This is a genomic window from Streptomyces sp. CA2R106 (assembly GCF_037034245.1).
In the GTDB taxonomy this organism is placed as follows: domain Bacteria; phylum Actinomycetota; class Actinomycetes; order Streptomycetales; family Streptomycetaceae; genus Actinacidiphila.
Map to the genome: position 1 here is coordinate 154,350 of NZ_JBAGKC010000013.1, position 21,293 is coordinate 175,642.

Annotated in this window: 18 protein-coding genes; 7 read left to right on the top strand and 11 right to left on the bottom strand. The window is 73.5% G+C overall.

What is annotated here, in order from left to right:
- Positions 1-4 precede the first annotated feature (4 nt).
- A complete protein-coding gene (locus tag WA788_RS20285) occupies positions 5-1,294 on the bottom strand; it encodes an alpha/beta fold hydrolase (protein ID WP_335979346.1) in 1,290 nt (429 codons plus the stop codon).
- 295 nt (positions 1,295-1,589) lie between these two features.
- Here WA788_RS20285 and WA788_RS20290 point away from each other — a divergent pair, with 295 nt between their 5' ends.
- Positions 1,590-2,015: an Ohr family peroxiredoxin gene (locus WA788_RS20290; RefSeq protein WP_335979306.1), complete on the top strand. Its 426-nt coding sequence runs from the start codon at positions 1,590-1,592 to the stop codon at positions 2,013-2,015.
- Positions 2,016-2,050: 35 nt separating this feature from the next.
- On the opposite strand, the gene WA788_RS20295 is transcribed toward WA788_RS20290, so the two are convergent.
- The 6 genes from WA788_RS20295 to WA788_RS20320 all read right to left on the bottom strand — a co-directional run bounded on the left by WA788_RS20295 (position 2,051) and on the right by WA788_RS20320 (position 9,020).
- Positions 2,051-2,647 carry a hypothetical protein gene (locus tag WA788_RS20295; RefSeq protein ID WP_335979308.1) on the bottom strand — a complete coding sequence of 199 codons (597 nt, stop codon included), beginning with the start codon at positions 2,645-2,647 and terminating at the stop codon, positions 2,051-2,053.
- Between the two features lie 526 nt (positions 2,648-3,173).
- On the bottom strand, positions 3,174-3,503 hold the full coding sequence (locus WA788_RS20300) for a hypothetical protein (RefSeq protein WP_335979310.1): 330 nt from the start codon (positions 3,501-3,503) through the stop codon (positions 3,174-3,176).
- Positions 3,504-3,641: 138 nt separating this feature from the next.
- Positions 3,642-4,265, bottom strand: coding sequence for a hypothetical protein (locus tag WA788_RS20305; protein ID WP_335979312.1), 624 nt, complete (start codon positions 4,263-4,265; stop codon positions 3,642-3,644).
- 117 nt (positions 4,266-4,382) lie between these two features.
- Complete coding sequence (locus WA788_RS20310; protein WP_335979314.1) at positions 4,383-5,141, bottom strand: TetR/AcrR family transcriptional regulator; 759 nt, start codon at positions 5,139-5,141, stop codon at positions 4,383-4,385.
- Positions 5,142-5,556: 415 nt separating this feature from the next.
- Positions 5,557-7,305 (bottom strand): ABC-F family ATP-binding cassette domain-containing protein, encoded by a 1,749-nt coding sequence (locus tag WA788_RS20315; protein ID WP_335979316.1) that lies wholly within the window; start codon positions 7,303-7,305, stop codon positions 5,557-5,559.
- An 80-nt stretch (positions 7,306-7,385) separates the two neighbouring features.
- Positions 7,386-9,020: an ABC-F family ATP-binding cassette domain-containing protein gene (locus tag WA788_RS20320; RefSeq protein ID WP_335979318.1), complete on the bottom strand. Its 1,635-nt coding sequence runs from the start codon at positions 9,018-9,020 to the stop codon at positions 7,386-7,388.
- A 426-nt stretch (positions 9,021-9,446) separates the two neighbouring features.
- On the opposite strand from WA788_RS20320, the gene WA788_RS20325 reads away from it, so the two are divergent.
- A complete protein-coding gene (locus WA788_RS20325) occupies positions 9,447-11,072 on the top strand; it encodes a tannase/feruloyl esterase family alpha/beta hydrolase (RefSeq protein ID WP_335979319.1) in 1,626 nt (541 codons plus the stop codon).
- A 674-nt stretch (positions 11,073-11,746) separates the two neighbouring features.
- Here WA788_RS20325 and WA788_RS20330 read toward each other — a convergent pair.
- Positions 11,747-12,817, bottom strand: coding sequence for an alpha/beta fold hydrolase (locus tag WA788_RS20330; RefSeq protein WP_335979322.1), 1,071 nt, complete (start codon positions 12,815-12,817; stop codon positions 11,747-11,749).
- A 212-nt stretch (positions 12,818-13,029) separates the two neighbouring features.
- On the opposite strand from WA788_RS20330, the gene WA788_RS20335 reads away from it, so the two are divergent.
- Positions 13,030-13,458 carry a hypothetical protein gene (locus WA788_RS20335; protein WP_335979325.1) on the top strand — a complete coding sequence of 143 codons (429 nt, stop codon included), beginning with the start codon at positions 13,030-13,032 and terminating at the stop codon, positions 13,456-13,458.
- A 457-nt stretch (positions 13,459-13,915) separates the two neighbouring features.
- Here WA788_RS20335 and WA788_RS20340 read toward each other — a convergent pair whose 3' ends face one another.
- Entirely contained in the window at positions 13,916-14,830 is a 915-nt protein-coding gene (locus WA788_RS20340; RefSeq protein WP_335979327.1) for a phosphotransferase, read from the bottom strand.
- A 602-nt stretch (positions 14,831-15,432) separates the two neighbouring features.
- Here WA788_RS20340 and WA788_RS20345 point away from each other — a divergent pair.
- The gene (locus WA788_RS20345) at positions 15,433-16,224 is read left to right on the top strand and encodes a hypothetical protein (protein ID WP_335979328.1); all 792 of its coding nucleotides are present in this window, start codon (positions 15,433-15,435) and stop codon (positions 16,222-16,224) included.
- 39 nt (positions 16,225-16,263) lie between these two features.
- Here the strand turns inward: WA788_RS20345 and WA788_RS20350 are convergent, their stop codons facing one another.
- Positions 16,264-16,527, bottom strand: a complete 264-nt coding sequence (locus WA788_RS20350; RefSeq protein WP_335979330.1) for a hypothetical protein — start codon at positions 16,525-16,527, stop codon at positions 16,264-16,266.
- A gap of 258 nt (positions 16,528-16,785) precedes the next feature.
- On the opposite strand from WA788_RS20350, the gene tap reads away from it, so the two are divergent.
- From tap to tpg, 3 genes are all read left to right on the top strand, one after another.
- Positions 16,786-18,957, top strand: a complete 2,172-nt coding sequence (gene tap / locus WA788_RS20355) for a telomere-associated protein Tap (RefSeq protein WP_335979331.1) — start codon at positions 16,786-16,788, stop codon at positions 18,955-18,957.
- Between the two features lie 588 nt (positions 18,958-19,545).
- Positions 19,546-20,082 carry a hypothetical protein gene (locus WA788_RS20360; protein WP_335979333.1) on the top strand — a complete coding sequence of 179 codons (537 nt, stop codon included), beginning with the start codon at positions 19,546-19,548 and terminating at the stop codon, positions 20,080-20,082.
- Between the two features lie 303 nt (positions 20,083-20,385).
- Positions 20,386-20,943: a telomere-protecting terminal protein Tpg gene (tpg, locus tag WA788_RS20365; protein ID WP_335979335.1), complete on the top strand. Its 558-nt coding sequence runs from the start codon at positions 20,386-20,388 to the stop codon at positions 20,941-20,943.
- A 45-nt stretch (positions 20,944-20,988) separates the two neighbouring features.
- On the opposite strand, the gene WA788_RS20370 is transcribed toward tpg, so the two are convergent.
- The gene (locus WA788_RS20370) at positions 20,989-21,156 is read right to left on the bottom strand and encodes a hypothetical protein (protein WP_335979337.1); all 168 of its coding nucleotides are present in this window, start codon (positions 21,154-21,156) and stop codon (positions 20,989-20,991) included.
- Positions 21,157-21,293: the final 137 nt, after the last annotated feature.

Sequence of the window (21,293 nt, forward strand, 5' to 3'; positions counted from 1 at the left end):
GCGGTCAACCGGCGATGCCGCCGCCGGTCTGCCGGACCAGCTCCCGCAGCCGCGTGAAGACCCGCTGGTCGCCGACGCCGTCGTGCTCGTACTCGTTGGTCACCCACGCCTGGGCGTTGCCCACCCGGGCCGCGGTGTCCAGCTGCAACTGCGCGTCCACGTAGAGGTCGTCGTGGTAGACGGCGGCGGCGACCGGCACCTCGTTGGCGGCCAGGCGCGGCGCGTCGTACAGCGGCGGCCAGCTCTCGCGCGCGGCGAGCAACTCGACCGCCGCGCGGAAGGGGCGCAGCTCGGCGATCTCCTCGAACATCCAGGGGTAGATCATCTCGCCGGTGAACAGCAGCGGCCGGGCGTCCTCGGCGAAGTGCGGGTGGCGGGCGTGTTCGGCCTGCGCGGCCCAGCCGGTCGGCCCCGGCCCGTGGCCGTAGATGCTCTCCTGGAGCGCCGCGTACAGGGGGTTGCCGCTGAAGGAGGTGCGGGCCAGCACCTGGTACAGGAAGGACGCCGACAGATCCCCGCCGCTCCAGGCGTCCTCCAGCAGCCAGTGCAGGCGCTCGTGGCCGGGCTTCATCCCGAGGTCGACGCCGAGCGACTGGAAGCGGCGGACGGTCAGCACGTCGCCGTCCGGCAGCAGCACCCCGCCCGCCGCCAGCCGGTCCGCGACACGGGCGACCTGCTCGACCAGGTGCGGGTAGCGCCGGTACAGCAGCGCGTTCTTCGCCGCCGCCCGCGGGTAGGTGCGCCGGTAGACCTCGGCCGCCGACGGTTCGAGCGCGGGCAGCCCGCCGGTGACGTAGCAGGCGCTCAGGGCCTGGGGCGCGCGCGAGAGGTAGCTCATGGTGAGGAACCCGCCGTACGACTGGCCGAGCGTGGACCAGCGCCGGCCGCCGTAGAGGGTCTTGCGGACATGCTCGTGGTCGGCGACGATCGCGTCCGCGCGGAAGCAGGCCAGGTAGTCGGCGCCCTCCTGCGCCGAGGCGAACGCGGCCATCCGGCGGCCGTCCACGCGGCTGCTGCGGCCGGTGCCGCGCTGGTCGAGCAGCACCACCCGGTAGTCCTCGAGCGCCACCCCCAGCCAGCCGCCCCGGTCCACCGGGCGCGGCCCCTTCCCGCCCGGCCCGCCCTGGAGGTACACCAGGCACGGCAGGTCCTCACCGGCCCGCGCCGGGTCGACGATCTCCCGGACGAACACCTCGATCGTGCCGCGGGCCGGATCGGACCAGTCCAGCGGCACCTCGACGGACTGCTCGCTGATCCGCATGCCGGGGACGGTGTAGCTGACGGTGCCGCTCATGTGCTCGCGTGCCTTTCTCCGCTGCCGCGGCCGGACCCGGCCGGCGCGCTTTCGTGACGGTGTGACGGTGCTGATCTGCGCGGACGCCCGCGCGCCGCGCATGGCCGAGGCCACCAGGGGACCATACCCCCGGCCCCGGAACCTGTGCCGACTCCGCCCGCGCGTCACCTTATTGACGGGTGACATGATCGATGTCAGAGTGACGTCACTGCTTGAGCCGGTGATGAAATCCCGCCGATGCGAGCACATATGACGACGCACCCTGCTCACACACACATACGCAGATGGGAACCCCATGACCGTCACCTACACCGCCCGCGTCACCGTCACCGGCGAGGGCCGCAACGGCGGCAAGGTCCGCTCCGAGGACGGACTGATCGACACGAGCCTGGCCCACCCCGAGGAGCTGGGCGGCGCGGGCGGCGCCACCAACCCCGAGCAGCTCTTCGCGGCGGGCTGGGGCGCCTGCTTCCTCGGGGCGCTGCGCCGCGCGGCGGCCGAGCGGAAGATCAAGCTCACCAGCACCGACATCACCACCGAGGTGACCTTGGTGCACGGCGACGACGGCGAGTTCCACCTCACCGCCGTGCTGAACCCCTTCCTCGGCGGGGTCGACCAGGCCACGGCCGAGGAACTGGCGGCGGCCGCCGAGCGGATCTGCCCGTACTCCAAGGCCACCCGCGGCAACGTGCCCGTGACCGTCAACGCCTCCGTGGCCTGACGCCTGGCGTTGCCGCCCCGCGCCGGGGCAGAAGGTCAGCTCTTGGTGGCGGCGGCCGACCGCGCGGACGGCACCAGCGAGTACATCACCGAGCGCTGCTGCTTGTGCCGGCGGATACGGCCCTTGGCCACCAGCGCCTCCAGGGTGTTGCGCACCACCTGAGGAGTCGGGGTGCGCTCCGGGTGCTTCGCCATCAGCTCCTCCCGCAACTCCTTGGCCGGCCGCGGCTCCTGGTAGGTACCGAGCAGCTGCGTCAGCAGGTCACCCAGGAGCGGCTGGTTCGCGGCCCGCCTGGCGCGGTCGGCCCCGCCGCCCGACGTCCCGCCCGCCCGCGCGGCCTTCGCAGCAGGTGCGGCTTTCGCAGCCGGTGCGGGCTTCTCCGCGGGCGCAGGGCTCTCCGCGGGCACGGCGAACTCGGCCTCGCCGTGGGCCTGTTCCGGCAGCGGAGCGGACTCGGCCGAGGGGCCCAGGCGCTCGGCGAGCGTGAGGATGTCGAGCAGCAGCGCCTCCTCCTGCCGCAACACCTTGATCCGCTCGGCCAGTTCGTGCTGCACTCGGCGGTTTTCTTCCAGGTCCGACGCGGCTTGCTCGACGTACCGCGATCGGAGTGTGGAGGCGGACTGGCTGGTCACGGCCGTTCACTCCCTTGGCGTGGATGGGCTGCGCTTGGTAACCGGGCCGACAGCTCCACGCCGGCGAGCGCGCTGACGCCGGGGCCGTGGGAACAGGCGCCCATGTGCATCCACCTATCATTCCCGCACCCGTCATGGGTGGCAAATACGGGGTTTCGACACCGCACTCACACCTACCGCCCGGTCCTCCCGGACCGTTCCGCGGTGGCAGCGCTCAGCCGGCCGACACGTCCGGGTCGGTGAGCAGGCCCGCGGCGAACGCGTCCCAGCCCAGTACGGCCCCCTCCTGCCCGGGCGGCACCCGGGCGCAGGCCTGCCGCAGTCACTGGACCGACGGCGGCACCGGCGGCTCGAACAGGGTGGTGGTGCCGTCGCCGGCGATCTTCAGCCGGGCCGCACCGGCCGCCCGGCGCTCGGCGTACCGGCCGTGCACCGGCGGGCAAGCGCACGGGCACCCGCCGTGCCGGACCGGGCACACTTCCGGGGCACCCGGGCCGAGAAACATATGAGCAGCCCTGGACTTCCCTCATGCGCCGCAACTGCCGCTCGCCCGGGCGGCCGCCGCCGCCGCGATGACGGATGCCTCCGGACGCAGGTCCGCGAAGAGCCGGCCCAGCAGGTTCGCGGGCGGGACACCCAGCAGCGCGGCGGCACCCTCGTTCCACTCGGCCTGGGTGAGCGCCCCGCGCTCCAGCGCCTCGGTGCGCCGCACCGTCTCCGCGTCGCCCAGCAGCACCCGCACCGCTGCGTGTTCGGCCAGCCCCTCGCGCCGCTCAAAGACGAGGACGGAGGGCAGCAGCGGCGTGGTCAGCACCCCGCCGAAATCGAGGACGAGGCCCTTGTGCGCAGAAGTCATGGGCGCACCTTAACCGCGGGTGACATGTTGTCGTACGGGGCCCCGACAACGGCGGCCACCAAGGTGTGCCGGGACCGGCCCCCCGCACATGTGCACACATATCCGCGCCCATGCCCATGCCCACGACCGCACCCGGGCTCAGCGCAGCAGCGCGAAGACCAGACCCGAGGCGGCCCCCAGCGCGGTCCCGGCCACGACCTGGGCCACCGTATGGGCGCGCAGCGCCAGACGCGACCAGCCGATCGCCGCGGCGCCCACCACCGCGACCGCCAGCACCACCGGCCCGAAGGCCAGGGCCAGGACCGTGACGGTGCCGCCGGCCACCGAGTTGTGCAGGGAGATCTGCCACCAGGCCGTGACCGCCAGGGACAGCACCAGGCCCACGAGCATCGAGACGACCAGGGCCAGGACCGCGCGCGGCGCGTGCGCCCCGTACAGCAGCGCCATTCCGGCCACGACGGACAGCAGACTCGCGCCCATGGGCACCAGGCGCTGGCGGCGGACCCGGATGTGCGCGTCGGTCAGCGCCCCGCGGCGCACCCCCAGGGCCACGATGCCGATCGGCACCGCCCCGCAGAAGACCGTCGCGAGCAGGCCCCACGCGGCGCCCTGCCAACTGCGCGTGCTGTGCCAGCCGATCAGCGGCAGCAGCGCGATGACCAGGTTGGCCGGCGCGAGGACGTGCGACAGGAGCAGGGCGCTCTTCTCGCGCGGTCGCGCGGCTCGGTACGCCGGGGGCCGCGGCGGCGTGAACGTCTGCATGGGGCGGGGCTCCTGGCTGGGCTCGGGCCCATGAGCGGGCGCGGTCCGGAAACGGCTCCGGGGGGCCGTGGATGCAGCAGAAGCGTACGGCGGCGCGGTGCGGGCGCAGGCCGCAGGTCAGGAGCCGGCCGAGCGGTGCGCGCCGGACAACCGGTCGAGCCACTCGGCGAGCAGAGCCCGCTCGGCGGGGCTCAGGAGTTCGGTGCCCTCCCGCCCGAGCGCGGCCGTCAGGGCCCTGGCGCCGTACGCCACCGCGCCGCCGGGGGTGGTGACACCGGCGGCGGCACCGGCCGCGGCGGGCGGCAGGGTGAGGGCGGCGAGCGCCATCTCGCGGGACGCGGCGGAGATCCTGAGGTCGCGCTCGTCCTCGGGCAGGGCGGTCAGCGTCAGGACCGTGCCCACCCCGCCAGAGTGCAGCACCTGGGTCGCCGACTCGACACTCGTGCGCAGCCGCCCAGCGGCGGCGACCCGCGCCACCATCCCGCGCAGCCTGGCGGCGGTCCGCAGCCCGGCCCGCGGCAGGTGACCGGGGCGGACCTGGCCGTAGACCAGCGCGTAGTACCGGGGGTGGTCCAGGCCGAAGCGGACATGCAGGTCCCACGCGTCCCGCAGTGCCTGGACCGGGTCGGACCCGGCGAGCACCTCGGCCTTCGCCGCGAGATAGTGCCGGAAGCCGTGCTCGGCGACCTCCTCCAGCAGCCCGTCCGTGTCCCCGAAGATCCGGAAGATCGACGGCGTCGGCACGCCCGCGCGGGCGGCCACGGCACGCGCCGAGACCGCCTCCGGCCCCTCCGCCTCCAGCAGGTGCGCGGCGGCCAGCACGATCTTCTGCCGCACGGTGGGCACGGCCTGCTGCGGCGGCGGCTCCGTCGTCATGGAGGGACGCTATCAGGCGTGCTCCATCACTGGTCCGATCGGTGATGACCGCAGGCGGGGCAGCCCCACCGCCCGCCCTACGGCCACTTGGCCGACGCGGCGCACACCTCCCGCCGCCACACCGGCAGGCGTCGTCGGGAACCGTCGGCCGGCTGCCCGGACCCCGCCGCACCCAACCCCCCGGGGGGCCTGGTACGTCCTGCGCGGCGCGCGCGGACACGAGCTGACCGGCCTGCACCCGATCGAGGTGGTCGCCGCCGACGTCGAGCGCCTCACCGCCGGCCTCCGCTTCTTCTTCCTCCTCGCCGCCCCGCGCTCCGGACCGCCGGACGACGCCGGTGCGCAACGCGACGTCCTCAGCGGCGTCTTCCGCCGGGTCGTGGCCGCGCTGCTGCTGCGCCCGGCTGCCCGCCGCTCACTCCGACCCCGCCGCTGGCGCCGCCTTTCGCTCCGACCCCGGCGCTGACCTCGACCCCAGCCCCGAGCCCGCCTCTGAGCCCGCCTCCGCCTCCCGCTCCCGCGCCGGCTGCTCATACACCACGTGCCCCTGCGCCAGGCGCAGTTCGCGCCCCCGCCACCGGCCGCGCAGCCAGCGGTCGTGGCTGGCGACCACGATCGCGCCGGGGCCGGGCCCGAGCGCGGCCTCCAACTCGTCGCACAGCAGCGGCGAAAGGTGGTTGGTCGGCTCGTCCAGCAGCAGCAACTGCGGCGGGCGCGCCACCAGCAGCGCCAGCGCCAGCCGCCTGCGCTGCCCGACGGACAGCTGCCCCACCGGCCGGTCCAGATCCGCCGTGTGCATCAGGCCCAGCGCGGCGAGCGGCACCTCCTGTGCCCGCCGCGCACCCAGTGCCCGCTCGTAGGTGTCCCGGGCCGTGCGGTCGGGCCGGGCGAAGGAGGTGTCCTGGGTGAGCAGCCCGACCGTCAGCCCCGGGCGCGCCCGCACCTCGCCCTCGGCGGGCAGCTGCCCGGCCAGCACCGCGAGCAGCGTCGACTTGCCCGCCCCGTTGCCGCCCGTGATCAGCAGCCGGTCGGCCGCCGGCACCTCCAACGCCGCCACCGCCAGCCGCCCCGGCACCCGCACCTCGCGCAGCGCCACCGCCGGCCCCGCGTCCGGTCCGGCGGTGGCGGCCAGCGCGGCGGCCGCGAAGCGCAGCGGCCGGGGCGGCCGGGCGACCTGGGCCCGCTCCAGTTCCGCCAGCCGCCGCGCGGCGTCCCGCACCCGGCGCGAGACCTGGCTCTGCACCCGGCCGGCCCGGTGGCCGTACCCCATCTTCTCGTGGTCGCGCGGCCCGCGGTCCGGCGCGACCCGGTGCGCGGTCACCTCCGCCGAGACCCGCAGCCGCGCCAGTTCCTGCTGCTCCTCGGCGTACCGGCGCTCCCAGCGCGCCCGTTCGGCGCGGCGGACGGCCAGGTAGGCGCTGTAGTTGCCGCCGAAGCGGACCGGGCCGGCCACCGCCGGATCGAGGTCGACCAGGTCGGTGCAGACCGCGTCGAGGAACACCCGGTCGTGGCTGGCGAGCACCACCGCGCCGGGCAGGGCGCGCAGCTGCTCCTGGAGGAAGGCGGCGGCGCCGTCGTCGAGGTGGTTGGTCGGCTCGTCCAGCAGCAGCGCCGAGGGCCGCCGCACCAGGAGCGCGGCCAGCGCCAGCCGCCCGCGCTGCCCGCCGGACAGCGAGCCGAGCGTGCGGTCGTGGGGGAGCGCGCCCAGGCCCAGTCCCTCCAGCACCAGGGCCGCGCGGCGGTCGGCGTCCCAGGACTCCCGGTCCTGGGCCTGCTCCAGGCGCCTGCCGTAGGCGTCCAGCAGCACCTGGTGGCGGGCGTCGCCCTCGGGGACGGCGGCCAGCTCCGCGCCGAGCCGGTCGAGCACGGCCAGGTCCTCGCGGGCCTCGCGCAGCGCGTCGTCGAGCACCGCGGCAACCGCGGTGGCGGCGTCGTACGGCATCTCCTGGTGCAGGAAGCCGAGGTCGGCGGGGCGGGTGACGCTGCCCGCGTCGGGTTCGTCCGCACCGGAGAGCAGCCGCAGCAGGGTGGACTTTCCGGCGCCGTTCTCCCCGATCAGGCCGATCCGGTGGCCGGGGGAGGCGGTCAGCGAGACGTCGTCCAGGACGCGGCGGTCGCCGAGGACGCGGACCAGGCCGTCGGCGATGAGAGCAGGATGGGGCATGGCGGGAACCGTTCCAAGTGGTCGGGGGCGGCCCGCGGGGCGTGGAGCCTCGCACGCGGGCCCGGTCGCACACCGGCGGCTCACACCTCGGGCGCGGCCGCCTCCGTCAGCGCCCCGCCGGCCAGGCGCAGCCACCGGTCCACCCCGATCGCGGCGAGGAACCGCTCGTCGTGGCTGACCACCAGGAAGGCGCCCTGGTAGGAGTTGAGCGCGCCCTCCAGCTGGCCGGCGCTGACCAGGTCGAGGTTGTTGGTCGGCTCGTCGAGCAGCAGCAGGTGCGGCGCGGGCTGCGCGCACAGCACGCACGCCAGGGTGGCGCGCAGCCGTTCGCCGCCGGAGAGCACACCCACCGGCAGATGGGCGCGCGCGCCGCGGAACAGGAAGCGGGCGAGCAGGTTCATCCGCTCCGCCTCGGGCCGCTCGGGGGCGAAGTCCGCGAAGTTCTCCGCCACGGTGCGGTCCACGTCCAGCAGGTCCAGCCGCTGGGAGAGGTAGGCGATCCGGCCGTCGTTGCGCCGGATCTCCCCGCTGTCGGGGGCGAGTTCGCCGGTGACCAGCCGCAGCAGGGTGGTCTTCCCGGCGCCGTTGGGCCCGACCAGCGCGATGCGCTCCGGGCCGCGGACGGTCAGGTCGACGCCGCCGGGCGCGAAGACGTCCCGCTCGCCGAGCCGCACCTGCATCGCCGTACCGAGGAAGAGGTTGCGCCCGGCCGGCACCTGGGTGTCGGGCAGCTCCAGGGTCAGGCGCTGCTCGTCGCGCAGGGCGCGGCCGGCCTCGTCGAGCCGGGCCTTCGCCTCGCCGACCCGCGAGGCGTGCAGCGTGCCGGAGCGGCCCGCCGCCTCCTGGGCGCCGCGCTTCATGGTGCCCGCGAAGATCTTGGGCAGCCCGGCGTTCTTGAGGTTCTTCGCGGCGTTGCTCGCCCGCCGCTCGGCGCGTTCGCGGGCCTGCTGCATCTCCCGCTTCTCGCGCTTGAGGTCCTGTTCGGCGTTGCGGACGTTCTTCTCGGCGACCTCCTGCTCGGCCCGCACCGCCTCCTCGTACGCGGTGAAGTCGCCGCCGTACAGGCGTAGTTCACTGCTGCCCGGTTCGGCGATGCGGTCCATGCGGTCCAGCAGGGCGCGGTCGTGGCTGACCAGCAGCAGGCAGCCGGAGAAGTCGGCGAGCACGTCGTGGAGGTGGTGGCGGGCGGGCAGGTCGAGGTTGTTGGTGGGCTCGTCGAGCAGCAGCACGTCGGGGCGCTTGAGCAGCTGGGCGGCCAGGCCCAGCGAGACGATCTGGCCGCCGCTGAGGGTGTGCAGAGTGCGGTCCAGCGCGAGGCCGGAAAGGCCCAGGCGGTCGAGCTGGGCGCGGGTGCGCTCCTCGATGTCCCAGTCGTCGCCGATGGCGGTGAAGTGCTCCTCGCTCACGTCCCCGGACTCCACGGCGTCCAGCGCGCGGATCACGTCGGCGACGCCGAGCACTTCGGCGACGGTCAGGCCGCCGGTGAGCGGCAGGGACTGCGGGAGGTAGCCCAGCGTGCCGTTGACCGTCACCGAGCCGGCGGTGGGCCGCAGCCGGCCGGCGATCAGCTTGAGCAGGGTGGACTTGCCGGCGCCGTTGGGGGCGACCAGGCCGGTGCGGCCGGCCGGGAGCGTGAAGGACAGCTCGTGGAAGACGGGGGTGTCGTCCGGCCAGGCGAAGGAGAGGTTCGAGCAGACGATGGACGCGTCGGACATGGAGGTGACCTCGACGGCTTGCGGGCAGAAGGCAGACTTCCGCCCTGGGCAGATGGGGGAAACGAGATACGACGAAGCCGACCACCAGGAAGGCGCGCTCAGCGCGTCCGATGGCCGTCAGGTCCGGGGCTCACCCGGAGATGTCGTCCTCACCCGCCACGTTCGTGACTCCTCGACTCGTGGATCTACCTGCCGCGAAGTCTAGCAGTTTCCGGATCTCCACCGGTGGACGGCGCACCCCGCGGGGCCGCGGGGTCACATGTCCTCCGCAAAACACACGTGTGTCCACGTCCCGACGGACGCGAACTATCCCGCGCCGATCCGTCTTTCGTCACCACTCAAAGCGGTGATACGGTCTGATCGGTCTTCGGCGAAGACGGCCCCGGGCCGCACACCCAGGTGCACACTCACTGTTTGGAGAAACCCTTGAAACGACTCCTGACCCTCCTCGCGGCCGGCGTACCCCTGGCCGCGGCGGGCGTGTACCTGCCGACCGCGTCGGCCACGCCCCGGCACAGCACCGTCCCCGCCGCCTTCAGCTGCACCGCACCGCCGGTGAAGGCCCCCTCGGGCACCAGGGTCGAGTCCGTGACCGCGGTCAGCCGGGCCGGCGGCACCGTCCAGGGCACCGGCGTCCTCGGCGGCACCGCCACGGACGTCCCCGCCTACTGCCAGATCACCGTCACCCTCACCCACCCCGGCCAGGGCGACCACGCCACCGTGCAGACCTGGCTGCCCGCCACCGGCTGGAACGGCCGCTTCCAGGGCCTGGGCGGCAGCGCCTTCCTCGCCGGTGACAACGGCGTCGGCCTGGCCAACGCCGTCAAGAGCGGCTACGCCGCCGTCAGCACCGACGCCGGCGTCGGCGACGCCCTCGACACCAGCTGGGCGCTGAACAGCAAGGGCCAGGTCAACACCGCCCTGCTGGAGAACTTCGCCTCCCGCTCCCAGCACGAGGCGTCGGCCGTCGGCAAGGAAGTCGTCAACGGCGTCTACGGCAAGGGCCCGGCCTACTCCTACTTCACCGGCTGCTCCACCGGCGGGCGCGAGGGCTACATGGAGGCCCAGCGCTACCCGGACGACTACGACGGCATCGTGGCCGACGCGCCCGCCGTCAACTGGGACGAGTTCGAAGTCGCCACCCTGTGGCCGCAGGTCGTCATGAACAACGAGAAGACCTACCCGACCGCCTGCGAGTTCAACGCCTTCACCTCGGCCGCGGTCAAGGCCTGCGACAAGCTGGACGGCGTCCAGGACGGCCTGGTCGAGGACCCCGACCGCTGCGACTTCGACCCCCGCACGCTGATCGGCACCACCGTCGCATGCGACGGCAAGGACCTGACCGTCACCGCCGCCGACGCCACCGTCGTCCGCAAGATCTGGGACGGCCCGCGCACCACGTCCGGCCGGAAGCTGTGGGCCGGCACCCCGATCGGCGCCGACATCAGCGGCCTGGCCGGTGTCACCGCGCCCGACGCCGACGGCAACGTCAAGGGCGCGCCCTTCCAGGTGCCCGCCGCCTGGGTCCAGCTGTGGGTGGCGAAGGACCCCTCCCTGGACCTGTCCACCATCACCTACAGCCGGTTCACCCAGCTCTTCCGGCAGTCCGAGGCCGAGTACGACCAGGTGATCGGCACCGACGACCCCGACCTGACCGCCTTCCGCGACGCCGGCGGCAAGCTGCTGACCTGGCAGGGCGAGGCCGACCAGTACATCCCCGCGCAGGGCACCGTGCAGTACCTCCACCAGGTCCAGCACAAGACCGGCGGCGCGGCGAAGACCGGCGACTTCTACCGCCTCTTCCTCGCACCCGGCACCAGCCACTGCGGACTCAACGGCATCGACGGCACCACCGACGGCCTCGCCGCGGTGACCGCCTGGGTCGAGCACGGCAAGGCGCCCAAGTCCCTGCCCGCCACCCTCACCAACGCCGCCGGGCAGTCCGTCACCCGCAACCTGTGCACCTATCCCCAGGTCAGCCGCTACGACGGCCACAGCGACCCGGCCACCGCCGGCAGCTTCCACTGCGTCGACCCGTCCCACCGGCACTGACCGCGCAGCCGGCGACCTCCACCACCCCAGGAAGACCCCCGCCCCACCGGACGTCCCGGCCCGCGCCCCACCGGCGCGGGCCGGGACGTCTCCGCCCGCGGGCACCCGCGCCTCCCGTCAGGCGGACGCCGGGCCCCGGCCGTCGAGCACCCCGGCGAGGAAGCCGTCCCCGTCCGGTCCGGTCGGCTCCGTACCCGCCGGAGCGACGCGGGAGGCGAACGGGCCGGGTGACCTGAGTCAGTCCGCGGCCGGCCATGGCCGCCACCGATCCCGCCGAGGCCGACACCCTGCACGAGCGCGCCGCGACCCACCCGGCCGCCTTTCCCTTCGAACGTGCCCGTCGCCGACCCGCCCACGGCATCCGGCTGCGCCACACCCGGGGGCCGCAAAGCAGCGCAGCCGCCCGCGGTGAGGCACCACTGCGCCCGCGTCCACCGCCCGAGGCGGCCCCGGAGCGCGAGCCGGGGCGGCGGCATCTCCTTCCCCGGCGCGACGCCGTCTCCAGCCGCGAACTGCCCGTTGTCGCCTTCGCCTTCGCGTTCGCGTTCGCCTTCGCCGTCGGCGGACCGGACCGGGCGCCGCACCTGCGGGCCGGCCCGGCGAAAGCCGTCGACGCTCTCCCGCGGGGGGACCGGCAGCGGGAGTCCCAGCCGACTCCCGCCGCCGGGGCCTTCTCAGAGGTGGTCGGCGTCCACGACCGCCTGGGCGAAGACCGCGGGCGCCTCCTGCGGGAGGTTGTGCCCGATGTTCTGGATGGTGCGGTGGTCGTAGGGGCCGGTGAAGTACTGGCGGTAGTTAGCGCCGTCGCCCGCCGGGGTGAAGGGGTCCAGCGCCGGGTCGAGGGTGACGGTCGGCACGCCGATCTTCGGCGCGGCGGCGAGCTGCTTCTCGTAGGGGGCGTAGCGGGCGCCGGTCTCCAGCAGCCCGATCCGCCAGCGGTAGTTGAACAGCACGATGGCGGCGTAGTCGGGGTTGGTGAACGCCTGCGCGGTCCGCTCGAAGGTGGCGTCGTCGAACGCCCAGTTCGGGGAGACGATCTGCCAGACCAGGCGGCACAGCGCCTTGCACTGCTCCGGGTCCTCCAGGGCCTGCTTGCCCCGGTCGGTCGAGAAGTACCACTGGTACCACCAGTTGTGCTCGACGGCGGCCGCGGCCGGAGTCTTCTGCGCCTCGACGTCGGTGATGACGTAACCGCTGGTGGACACCAGCGCCTTGACGCGCTCGGGCCACAGGGCGGCGATGATGTCGGCGGTGCGTGAGCCCCAGTCGAACCCGGCGAGGACGGCTTGGTCGATGCGCAGGGCGTCCATGAACGCCAGGACGTCCAGCGCCACCGCGGACTGCTCGGCGGTGCGGGGGGTGCGGCCGGACAGGAACGTGGTGGTGCCGTGGCCGCGCAGGTAGGGCACGAGGACCCGGTAGCCGAGAGCGGCCAGGGCCGGTGCGACGTCGACGTAGCTGTGGATGTCGTACGGCCAGCCGTGCAGCAGCACCACCACCGGGCCGTGGGAGGGGCCGAGTTCGGCGTAGCCGACGTCCAGCAGGCCCGCCTTGACCTGCTGGAGCGCGGGGAAGGTGGTGTGGGTGCCGGGGGTGATCGGGGGCACGGTGGGGGCGGCGGTGTGCCCCGCGCCGTGGCCGGTGCCGCCCGCGGCGTGCGCGGTGCCCGGCAGGCCCGCCAGGGTCACGGCCGCCGCGCCCGTGCCGAGCCCGAACGCCTTGCCGAAAGTACGCCTGTCGATCATGTGCGACCTCTGTGTCCCGTGAGTGCGATGGCCGTCCGTGCGGCCGGTGTGTGGCGGGCGGCGCCGCGGGCCGCGTCAGTCAGTTGACGGTGCGTGCGGCGGCCACGCCGGAACACCTACTCTATACGTCACCGACTTGACTGGTAACGCATGCGAATGACAGGATCGTCACCTGTCAGAGCAGTTACTTCTTGGGTGAAGGAAATCCCGCCATGGCCGTCGTCCGGTTCCACCTAGTCTCCACGCTCAGCCCGTCCGCCGTCCTCGGCGTCCTGACGGACTTCGGCCCCGACCGCCCCGCCGCGTGGCCCACCATCGACGCCGAGCACTTCGTCGTCCACGACCGCGGCGAGAACTGGGCCGAGGTCACCGAAGGCACCTCCGCGGCGTGGGAGCGGGCCCGCTACGACTGGCAGCCCGGCGGCGACACCGTCACCGTCACCACGCTCGACTCCAAGCTCTTCGGCGCCGGCGGCGGCTGGACCTTCACCCTTACCCCCGAGGGCGCCGGCACCCGCGTGGACGTCGAACTCGTCCGGCGGCCGGCCACCGTCAAGGGCAGGATGCTGGCCGCGATGCTGCCGCTGGCCGCGCCCGGCAGCCTGCGCAGGTCCTTTGGGCGGCCGCTGCAAGCCGCCTGAGCGTTGCGCCGCCCGATCGCGGGGCGGCCTGGTGGTACCCGCTCCCGGCCGCTCGCCCGGTTGCCCCGGCTGCCGATCCGGTGCTCGACGGGCCCGCCGAGGCCGCCTACCGCGGCCGAATCGCGTTTCCGGACGGGCGACTTGACGCCGTGGACCGCGCGGGCGGCATCGAGTCCGCCGTCGTCGTCCATGCTGAACGTGCTGCGCTGGCGGTGGAGGTGCGGCACGCCGTCGGTCTCGGCGGCCGTGCGTGCTCCCTTGGCGCGGGGGCCGAACGGGCCGGTGGCAGCGTTACCCGTGTCCGGTGGGGGCACCGTCCGCCGCCTCGAACCTCGCGCGCCCCTCACTGCCGCCCACCTGCGCGCCTGTCTGCGTAACGGCCGTCTCGTGCGCTACCGGCCCGCCGCGGGCGGACCCGGCCGCTGGAAGGTGTGAGTCGCAGCCCCCGCCCAGGTGTTCAGCACCCGGGTGTGTCCTGGAGAACACGTGTGAGTGCGGCGCGGCCCGCGGGGGCCCAGTGGGGTTTGCCGCCGGGGAGGCCGCGGTCTCCGTTCTGGCCCATGAGGAGGAGGAAGAGGCCCTTCATGGCGGCGAGCCCGCGCGCGCGTCGCATGGTGGCCTCATCGATGGGCGGGTAGGCGGCGAAGAAGTGCGGGGCGCCGCCTGGGGGCAGCAGGACCCATGCGGCCGCGAGGTCCCATGCCGGGTCGCCGGCGTGCAGGGCGCCGAAGTCGATGACGCCGGTCAGGGTGCCCTCGGCGGTCACGACGTTGGCGGGGTGGAGGTCGCCGTGCACCCACACGGGTGGTCCCTGCCACGGGGGAGCGGTGACCGCGTCGTCCCACACGGCCCGGATGCGGTCCTCGGCGTCGGCGAGGTGGCCGAGGTCCACGGCGTGCAGGAAGTTGTCGAAGCCGGCGGTGCAGTCCCTGGGGTGCGCGCCGAAGTCCGAGGCACGGGGTGCGTCGGCGGGCGCTTCGTCGTGCAGCGCGGCGAGGAAGGCGGCGAGTGCGCCGGCCGCGTGCTCGGTGCGGGTGAGGGCGCCGTGGTCGAGTGGCGTGCCCGCGACCCAGGTCATGACGGTCCAGATCTTGGCGAAGTGCTCGGTCGGCGCGCCGTCGCGTACCGGTACGGGGACCGGAAGCGGCAGGCGCGGGGCGAGGGCGGGTAGCCAGCGGCGTTCCTTGAGCTGGAGGTCGGGGCCGGCGTCCATCCGCTGCACCCGGATCGCCAACTCCTCCCCGAGGCGCCACATCTGGTTGCCCCAGCCGCCGGCCACCTCCCGCAGGGGCAGCCCGGCGAGGTCCGGATGCTGCTCGCGCAGCAGCCGGCGCAAGAGGAGTTCGTCGACCTCGGTCGCGCTGTCGTTCACAGGCCCACACGTTACTGCCGCGGGCAGCGGAGACGCGCCGGCCCCCGCCGACTCGCGGCGGTTTGAGCCCTGCCCCCATCGCTCTCCGCCACCGGCCCCGGAGCCGTTGTCCGTGTCGGCCGGTGCGGTGGGGGCGTTTAGGGTGATGTGCGGTGTGTGCCGCGCGTGTGCGTGGTGCGGGTGGGGGCCCACGGGAGGGGACATGGCACTACGTGACCGGGTGCGCGGCATTGGCAGCGCGGTGACGAGTCGGGTGAACGGCGCGGCGGCGGGGCCCGTGCCGGGCGAGGTTCCCGGAACCGGCACCGGTTCCGAGGCTGGGTCGGGCGCCGGGTCCGGCCGTGGTTCCGACGCTGGGTCGGGCGCTGGGCCCGACCGTGCCGCCGGCGTGGAGGGCGCGGCGGGGCCTGCCGCCGGGGACGAGGCCGCTCCGCCTGCTCCCGCCCCGGTCCCGGTTTCGGCACCGGCCCCTGCCCCCCGCCCCGGCGCCCGTTGCCTCCGCGCGCAGTGCCGCTACCCGTGTGCTTGCCGCGGGCCGGGGGGCCGCGGGCCGTTCGCTCGCTGCCGGGCGTGCCGCGGCCGGAACCGGCAGGACGCAGGCGGTGGCGGCGGCTGCCACGGTCAGGACGCAGGCCGCCTCGACCGCGGACGCGGCTCGCGCGCAGGCCGCGGCGGGCGGTGACTGGGTGATGGACGCGGTGGCCCGGCTCGGAACGCCGCAGGCGCCGGTCACGCAGCCGTGGGAGATCTCGCTGAGCCGGCTGCTGGGGGCGCACCCGCGGGTCCCGTCGGCGGTGGCCCGGCCGCTGCGGTTGCTGGACCGGCTGGGCGCGATCCATCTCGCTCCGCAGAGCGTGGGTTTCGACGGTGAGAGCGTGCCATGGGAGAAGGTCACCGAGATCCGGATGGTGGACGGATACCGCCTGCTGACACGGGAGTTCATCGACACGGCGCTGGACGGCATCCGCGGCGCGCTGTGGGGTGTGCCGGGCCGCGAGTGGGTGCTCGGCCGCGCCGCGGAGGCGCTGACCGGCCTGGTGATGTCCCAGGTGCAGCGCGGCGGCGGGGCCTTCGCGGAGGTGCTGGTGCCGGGCGAGATCGTCCACCGGGGCCGTTTCGGTCGGAGCCGCTCCCTGTCGGCGAGTCTCTACCCGACCGCTATCCTGCTGGCGAGCCCCGGAGTGGTGGAGAGCTTCACCGCCACGGCCCGGGCCCGGGGCGTCACCGTCTCCGCCCCGCCCGCCGGCCAGGCGCCCCCGTTCGACCCGTCCACGCTCCCCGTCCTGACGGCGGCTGCGGTGGAAGGGGCCGCCCCTGCTGCGCGGCATCCGGCCCCGGGCCCGGCCGTGGGGGACGCCTCCCCGGACCGTCCTACGGGGGCGGACGCCGGATAGCGTGCGGGAGGTGCCCGGCGGCGAGAGCGGGTGTGCCGTTCAGCCCTTGCAGGTGGGGTCGGCCATGATGACCGGTGCGGCGTCGCGGGTGGTGACGAACGCGCGGAACCCGGGTGCGCCGGCAACGCACTTGGTGGCGATGTTGGCGAACTGGTCGGGGAAGTTGGTGACGTTCGCGGGGCTGTCCTCACCGCGGTGGTTGGCCACGGGCGAGTCTCCCGTACCACGCTTTTCGCTGGCGCACCCCGCGGCGGCCGGCAGCGCGATGAGCACCAACGCGGCGGCGGCCAGGTATCTCGTCACACGTCCTTGCCTCATCTGTCCCTCGCTTCGATCGGCACGGTGGATGCAGTGAACGACATCCACCGGCCGCGTCCGGTTCCCGCCGCCGGTTGCCGGTTGCCGGTACGGCTGTGGCCTGGCGCCCTGTGCCCGGCGCGAAGCGGTTGGGCAGGCGGCGCCGCGAGCCGTCGACGGGGACCTGAAAACTTGACCGCCGGTGCGTGGTTGAAGAGCGATTGGATGTGTGACGTGGAGTAGGGTGCGGGTGGAGGTGAGCTTGTGCCCACGGAAAACGAGCTGTTCGGAGCGGTCGACGCGTTGCTGGAGCAGGTGCCTGCCGATGAGTTGCCGTCTCCGGTGGAGCGCAGGCGGCTACGCGAAGCCGCGGGCCTGAGCCAGGCCCAGGTCGCTCACGCGCTGGGCACCCGTCGTGAGGCGGTCGGTAGCTGGGAGGCGGGGCAGCGTGAGCCGCGGCCGCCGCAGCGCGCCGCCTACGCCCGGCTCCTGGAAGGTCTCGCGCAGCGTTTCCCCGCCCCGGCCCCGGGGGATCGGCCGGTGCCTGCGGCGGCGCCGGTGACACCCGCCGGACCGCCCGTCACTCCGGAGACCCCGGAGCCCCAGGAGACCCCGGCCCCGGTGGCGTCGGCGTTGGCTGTGGGCGGCGTGTCGGAGCCCGTTGCCGCTCCTGCTCCCGCTCCCGCCCCTGCCCCTGCTTCTCTTCCGCCGGGCCCGGGGGATGCGCGGTTCGCGCATGGTCCGCTCGGTGTGTTGGACGGTGACGGCTCCCTGTACTGCGCGGGCGGCCTGGTGCTGGAGTGCCCGGCCGCCACTGTGCCGGAGCTGGTGGCCTGGACCCTCGCCGACGCCCGACTCGGGGCAGGGCGGCTGCACCGGTCGGGAAAGGACTTCGACCCACTGATCGTGCTCACCGCGGCGGCTGCCGAGCGGTTGGGGTTGCCGGACCACCTGGCGGACCGGCGGGCGATGCGGCTGCCGGAGGACCACAAGGTCGTCCGGCAGATCGCCCGGGCGAAGTGGCAGCTGACCAGGCGGGGCTTCGGGCCGTGGGCTCGGGTCTACCGCCCGGCGCTGGGGCAGCAGCGGCAGTGCGTGCAACTCGCCGTGCTGCCGTGGGGCGCGCTGGATACGCGTGCCTGGGGGAGCGCGGGCGATCTGCCGCCGGCGGAACTCGCGCGGGTGCTGTCCGTCTACGCCGCCCGCGTGCTGACTCCGCGCGGCTCCACTGCGGTGGCGGGGCTGGAGCTGATGACGGCGTTGCGGCCGCCGACGCGGGCGGTGGAGGACGGCAGTACCGGTACGTGGGTGTCCGGGCCGGTGCCCGGTTCGCTCACTGCGGCGGTCGACCCGGCGCCGCCGGAGGCGCCCGACGAACACCCCGTCGTCAGCGCGTTGTTCGCCCGTCACCATGAGCGGACTCCTGAGGAGGTGCTCGACGAGGAGGCGTTCGACTGGGTCCGCGACACGGGACTGCTCACCGACGCGGAGTGCGCGAGGCAGCACGTCGTCGGTGTCGATGTGAACACCGCGTTCCTCGCGGCCGGGAACCGTCTGGTGGTCGGGCTGAGCGGGCCGGAGCATGTGAGGGCGCCGCGGTTCGACAAGCAGGTGCCCGGGTCGTGGCTGGTGGACCTGTCCGGGATCGAGATCGATCCCCGCCTGCCCAGCCCGTTCACGCCGCACGGCCGTCGGCCGGAGGGCCCGGCCTGGTATGCCACTCCGACGGTGGCGTACGCGGCCGAGCTGATCAGCCAGTTCGGGCTGCCGGTGGAGGTGCGTCCGGTCGAGGCGTACCTACGGCGGGAGGCGGGCCCGTATCTGGACCCCTGGTACAAGCGTCTGGCCGAGGCGTACAAGGCGACGATGGCCGATCTCGGGGTGACCTCCGACTTGGCGCCGCAGCAGTTCCTGGACGCGATGGCCGGCCACAAGGCGGGTGATCCGGGCCTGGTGGCGGTGTTGTCCGCGATCAAGTCGACGGTGAAGGGCGGCATCGGGAAGCTGCGTGAACGCCCGCAGGGTGCGAGGTACCGCCCTGGTGAGCGGTGGCCGGCGCTGGAGCGTGCGACGTGGCGCCCGGACATCCGTGCCGCGGTGATCTCGGCGGCGCGGGTGAACATGCACCGCAAGCTGGTCAGAACCGCGCTCGCCACGCAGTCCGGCCCCGCCCCGAGCGGCTCCGTGGTGTTCGGTGAGGATGCGCTGCTGCCGGTGGCGCTGCTGTCGGACTGCGTCGTCTACCCCTCGTCGGGTCCTTCGCCGCTGGATGTCCTGCCCTACGACGCGGCGGGCAAGCCCGCTGCGGGCACGTTCCGGCTCGGGGTCTCGCCGGGCATGGTCAAGCACGAGGGGACGCAGCCGCTGTTCTGGGCGGTGGAGTTGATGGAGGCCCAGCACAACCCCGCCCGCCACATCAAGGACGGCGACGTGTAGGTACTCAGAATCCGCGTCATGTTCTCGCGAACGATGACCTCTGAATAGCACTTATGACGCGAGGCTGAGATGCCCAGGCGGTCCGCTGCGTGCTGGTCTCCCTCTCTCCGATTTCCCCGTTCCATCACCTGTGGGCACGAAACTCGGCTTTGCTGGGAGTGGAGTAACGCCTCGTCGTTTGTAGTGGCTGGTGCGGGCTTGGTGTTGTCGTCTCCGGCGCCAGATCGACCAGTGCAAGACGTGCTCGACGGGTGTGGGCCGGCGGTTGGTGACGCGGTGGATCAGGCGTCTGATCTCGGCGAGGCTGAGGTGGATGAGCTCGGAGGATCCGATCTCGACTGGCTCCGCGACCAACGCGCTGCCGGACGCACCTGCCGCGAACTCGCAGAGCAGACCGGCTTCTCCCTCGGAATGATCAGCTACCTGGGCCGACGGCACGACCTGCCCGGCCGCCGCCCGGGGAAGAACGGGTTGGTCCCTGAATCTCAAGCCAGCAATACCCCGTTATAACGGGGATGGCTGGTCTATCCTGAGCAGGCCGCCTCGGCATCTCCAACCCACCCCGAGGCGGCCTCGCAGGGAGGCGCGATGATTCAGATCACCCTCGGCAGGCAGAAGAACGTGGACCCGAACAGCGACCCCCTCCAGCGCTCGCAGATCGGCTGGAGCGACGGGCTGACCGACCAGCAACTCCACGACATCGCCCGCGGCGTCTGGGTCATGCCCGGATCACGCGTCGAACGAGAGCGGTTCGCGGTCGTCAACGGCGGCGGGACCATCCGGCAGGCCATGGAGATCGAGCAGATCGTCGACGTCCCTGGCGGGCGACGGGCCTTCGAAGGCCGCATCCTCGGCCCCGGGCACCCCGTCCATGACCACTACGTCGGCAAGCCGGCCCCAAATGGCGCTCAGCAGAACCCCATCACCTACTTCGACTCCCCCCTGGGCAACCGCGAGTGCAACTGCGGATGTGGCAAACCCATCAGCCGAGGCGACTTCCTCCCCGGCCACGACCAGCGCGCCATCCACGAGAGAATCGCCCGCATCGGGACCGTGAAGAACTTCATCACCTGGTTCGACCAGACCTGGAAGCCCGACGAAGCCCAGCAAGGCGAAGCCGCGTGAGGAAAATCCACCGAACTGAGACGGAAGCCGCGGGACATCTGATGAGACAGCATCACAAGCAGCAGGTCACCGCGGTCCGTCATGACACTGGCGGCGCGAACCTACAGGATGCCGTGGACGGGGGCGAGTAGGCGTGGGCGACCAGCGCCGCAGCATCCGGTATCGCGAGCACCTGAGCATGCGCATGCGCCTGACCGGCCCCGGTGTCGGCCCCGGTGTCGGCCCCGGCCTCGCCGGTTGTGGTGTCGGGGCGTACGGCGGCGCCGCTCGGGATGCCTGTACCGTCCGGCGAGGAGCGTGACCGTGGGGGAGATCGACGACGCACTCCAGCGCGCGGCGGCGAATACCGCGACCCGCCCCATCCCGAAGACCGCGCAGGCCCGGATGCGTTTCCTGGTCAAGGTGGAGAAGGGTTCCACGGCGGCCGTCGCGGCCCGCCTGGGGACCACCCAGCGCACGGTGGAGCGCTATGTCAAGGGCACCCTGCGCCGTCCCCGCAAGGACCTGGCGGCCCGTCTGGAGCGCGAGGTGCGGCGCGAGTGGCAGCCCCGTGTCCGGCGGCGCGCGAAGAAGCATGCCGCCTCCCGTGGGGGGATCGTGATCGAGACCCGCGCCCGCTTCGGCTACACCGCCGCGCCCGGCAGCACCGACGACTCCCGGATGCGCCGTATCACCCAGCACCTGCCTCCCGCCTACGCCGCCCGCCTGTTCGACGCGCAGGTCGCCGGCGCGACCGAGGAGCAGCTCCGGCGCATCGCCGCCGAAGGCCTTCAGGAGATCTACTTCAAGGACCGCGGCCGCCGCGCCGAGGGCTTGGAGGTGGAGTTCACCGACATCGACTACATCGAGCTGGACTTCTGACCTGCCCCGACCTCGACGGCGAAGTCACGGGTGTGTCTGAGCGCTTCATTTGGCCAGTGAGCGTGTGAGCTGGCCGTTTGAGTTCTCCATGTCGATGCCGCGGCTGAGCTGCTCGGCGTAGGCGTCGAGCAGCGGCCTCATCTGCTGGTAGAGAGGCACTTTGTTCTGCCGGAGCCACTGCCCGATGCTGAACCGGTCCTGACTCCATGCCATGTTGAGTTCGGGTTTGCTGCTGGATGTCCGGCGCAGCGTCCTAGCCGATCCGCAGGGGGAGGGTCTTCGGGCCGCGGGCCTGGGTGCCGCCCCAGGCCACCGTGGAGGGGTCCTGGAGGGTGAACTCGGGAATCCTC

Coding starts and splice junctions, on each gene's coding strand:
- WA788_RS20285 (WP_335979346.1), bottom strand. CDS start 1,294: ATGAGCGGCACCGTCAGCTACACCGTCCCCGGCATGCGGATCAGCGAG.
- WA788_RS20290 (WP_335979306.1), top strand. CDS start 1,590: ATGACCGTCACCTACACCGCCCGCGTCACCGTCACCGGCGAGGGCCGC.
- WA788_RS20300 (WP_335979310.1), bottom strand. CDS start 3,503: ATGACTTCTGCGCACAAGGGCCTCGTCCTCGATTTCGGCGGGGTGCTG.
- WA788_RS20305 (WP_335979312.1), bottom strand. CDS start 4,265: ATGCAGACGTTCACGCCGCCGCGGCCCCCGGCGTACCGAGCCGCGCGA.
- WA788_RS20310 (WP_335979314.1), bottom strand. CDS start 5,141: ATGACGACGGAGCCGCCGCCGCAGCAGGCCGTGCCCACCGTGCGGCAG.
- WA788_RS20315 (WP_335979316.1), bottom strand. CDS start 7,305: ATGCCCCATCCTGCTCTCATCGCCGACGGCCTGGTCCGCGTCCTCGGC.
- WA788_RS20320 (WP_335979318.1), bottom strand. CDS start 9,020: ATGTCCGACGCGTCCATCGTCTGCTCGAACCTCTCCTTCGCCTGGCCG.
- WA788_RS20330 (WP_335979322.1), bottom strand. CDS start 12,817: ATGATCGACAGGCGTACTTTCGGCAAGGCGTTCGGGCTCGGCACGGGC.
- WA788_RS20335 (WP_335979325.1), top strand. CDS start 13,030: ATGGCCGTCGTCCGGTTCCACCTAGTCTCCACGCTCAGCCCGTCCGCC.
- WA788_RS20360 (WP_335979333.1), top strand. CDS start 19,546: ATGATTCAGATCACCCTCGGCAGGCAGAAGAACGTGGACCCGAACAGC.
- WA788_RS20370 (WP_335979337.1), bottom strand. CDS start 21,156: ATGGCATGGAGTCAGGACCGGTTCAGCATCGGGCAGTGGCTCCGGCAG.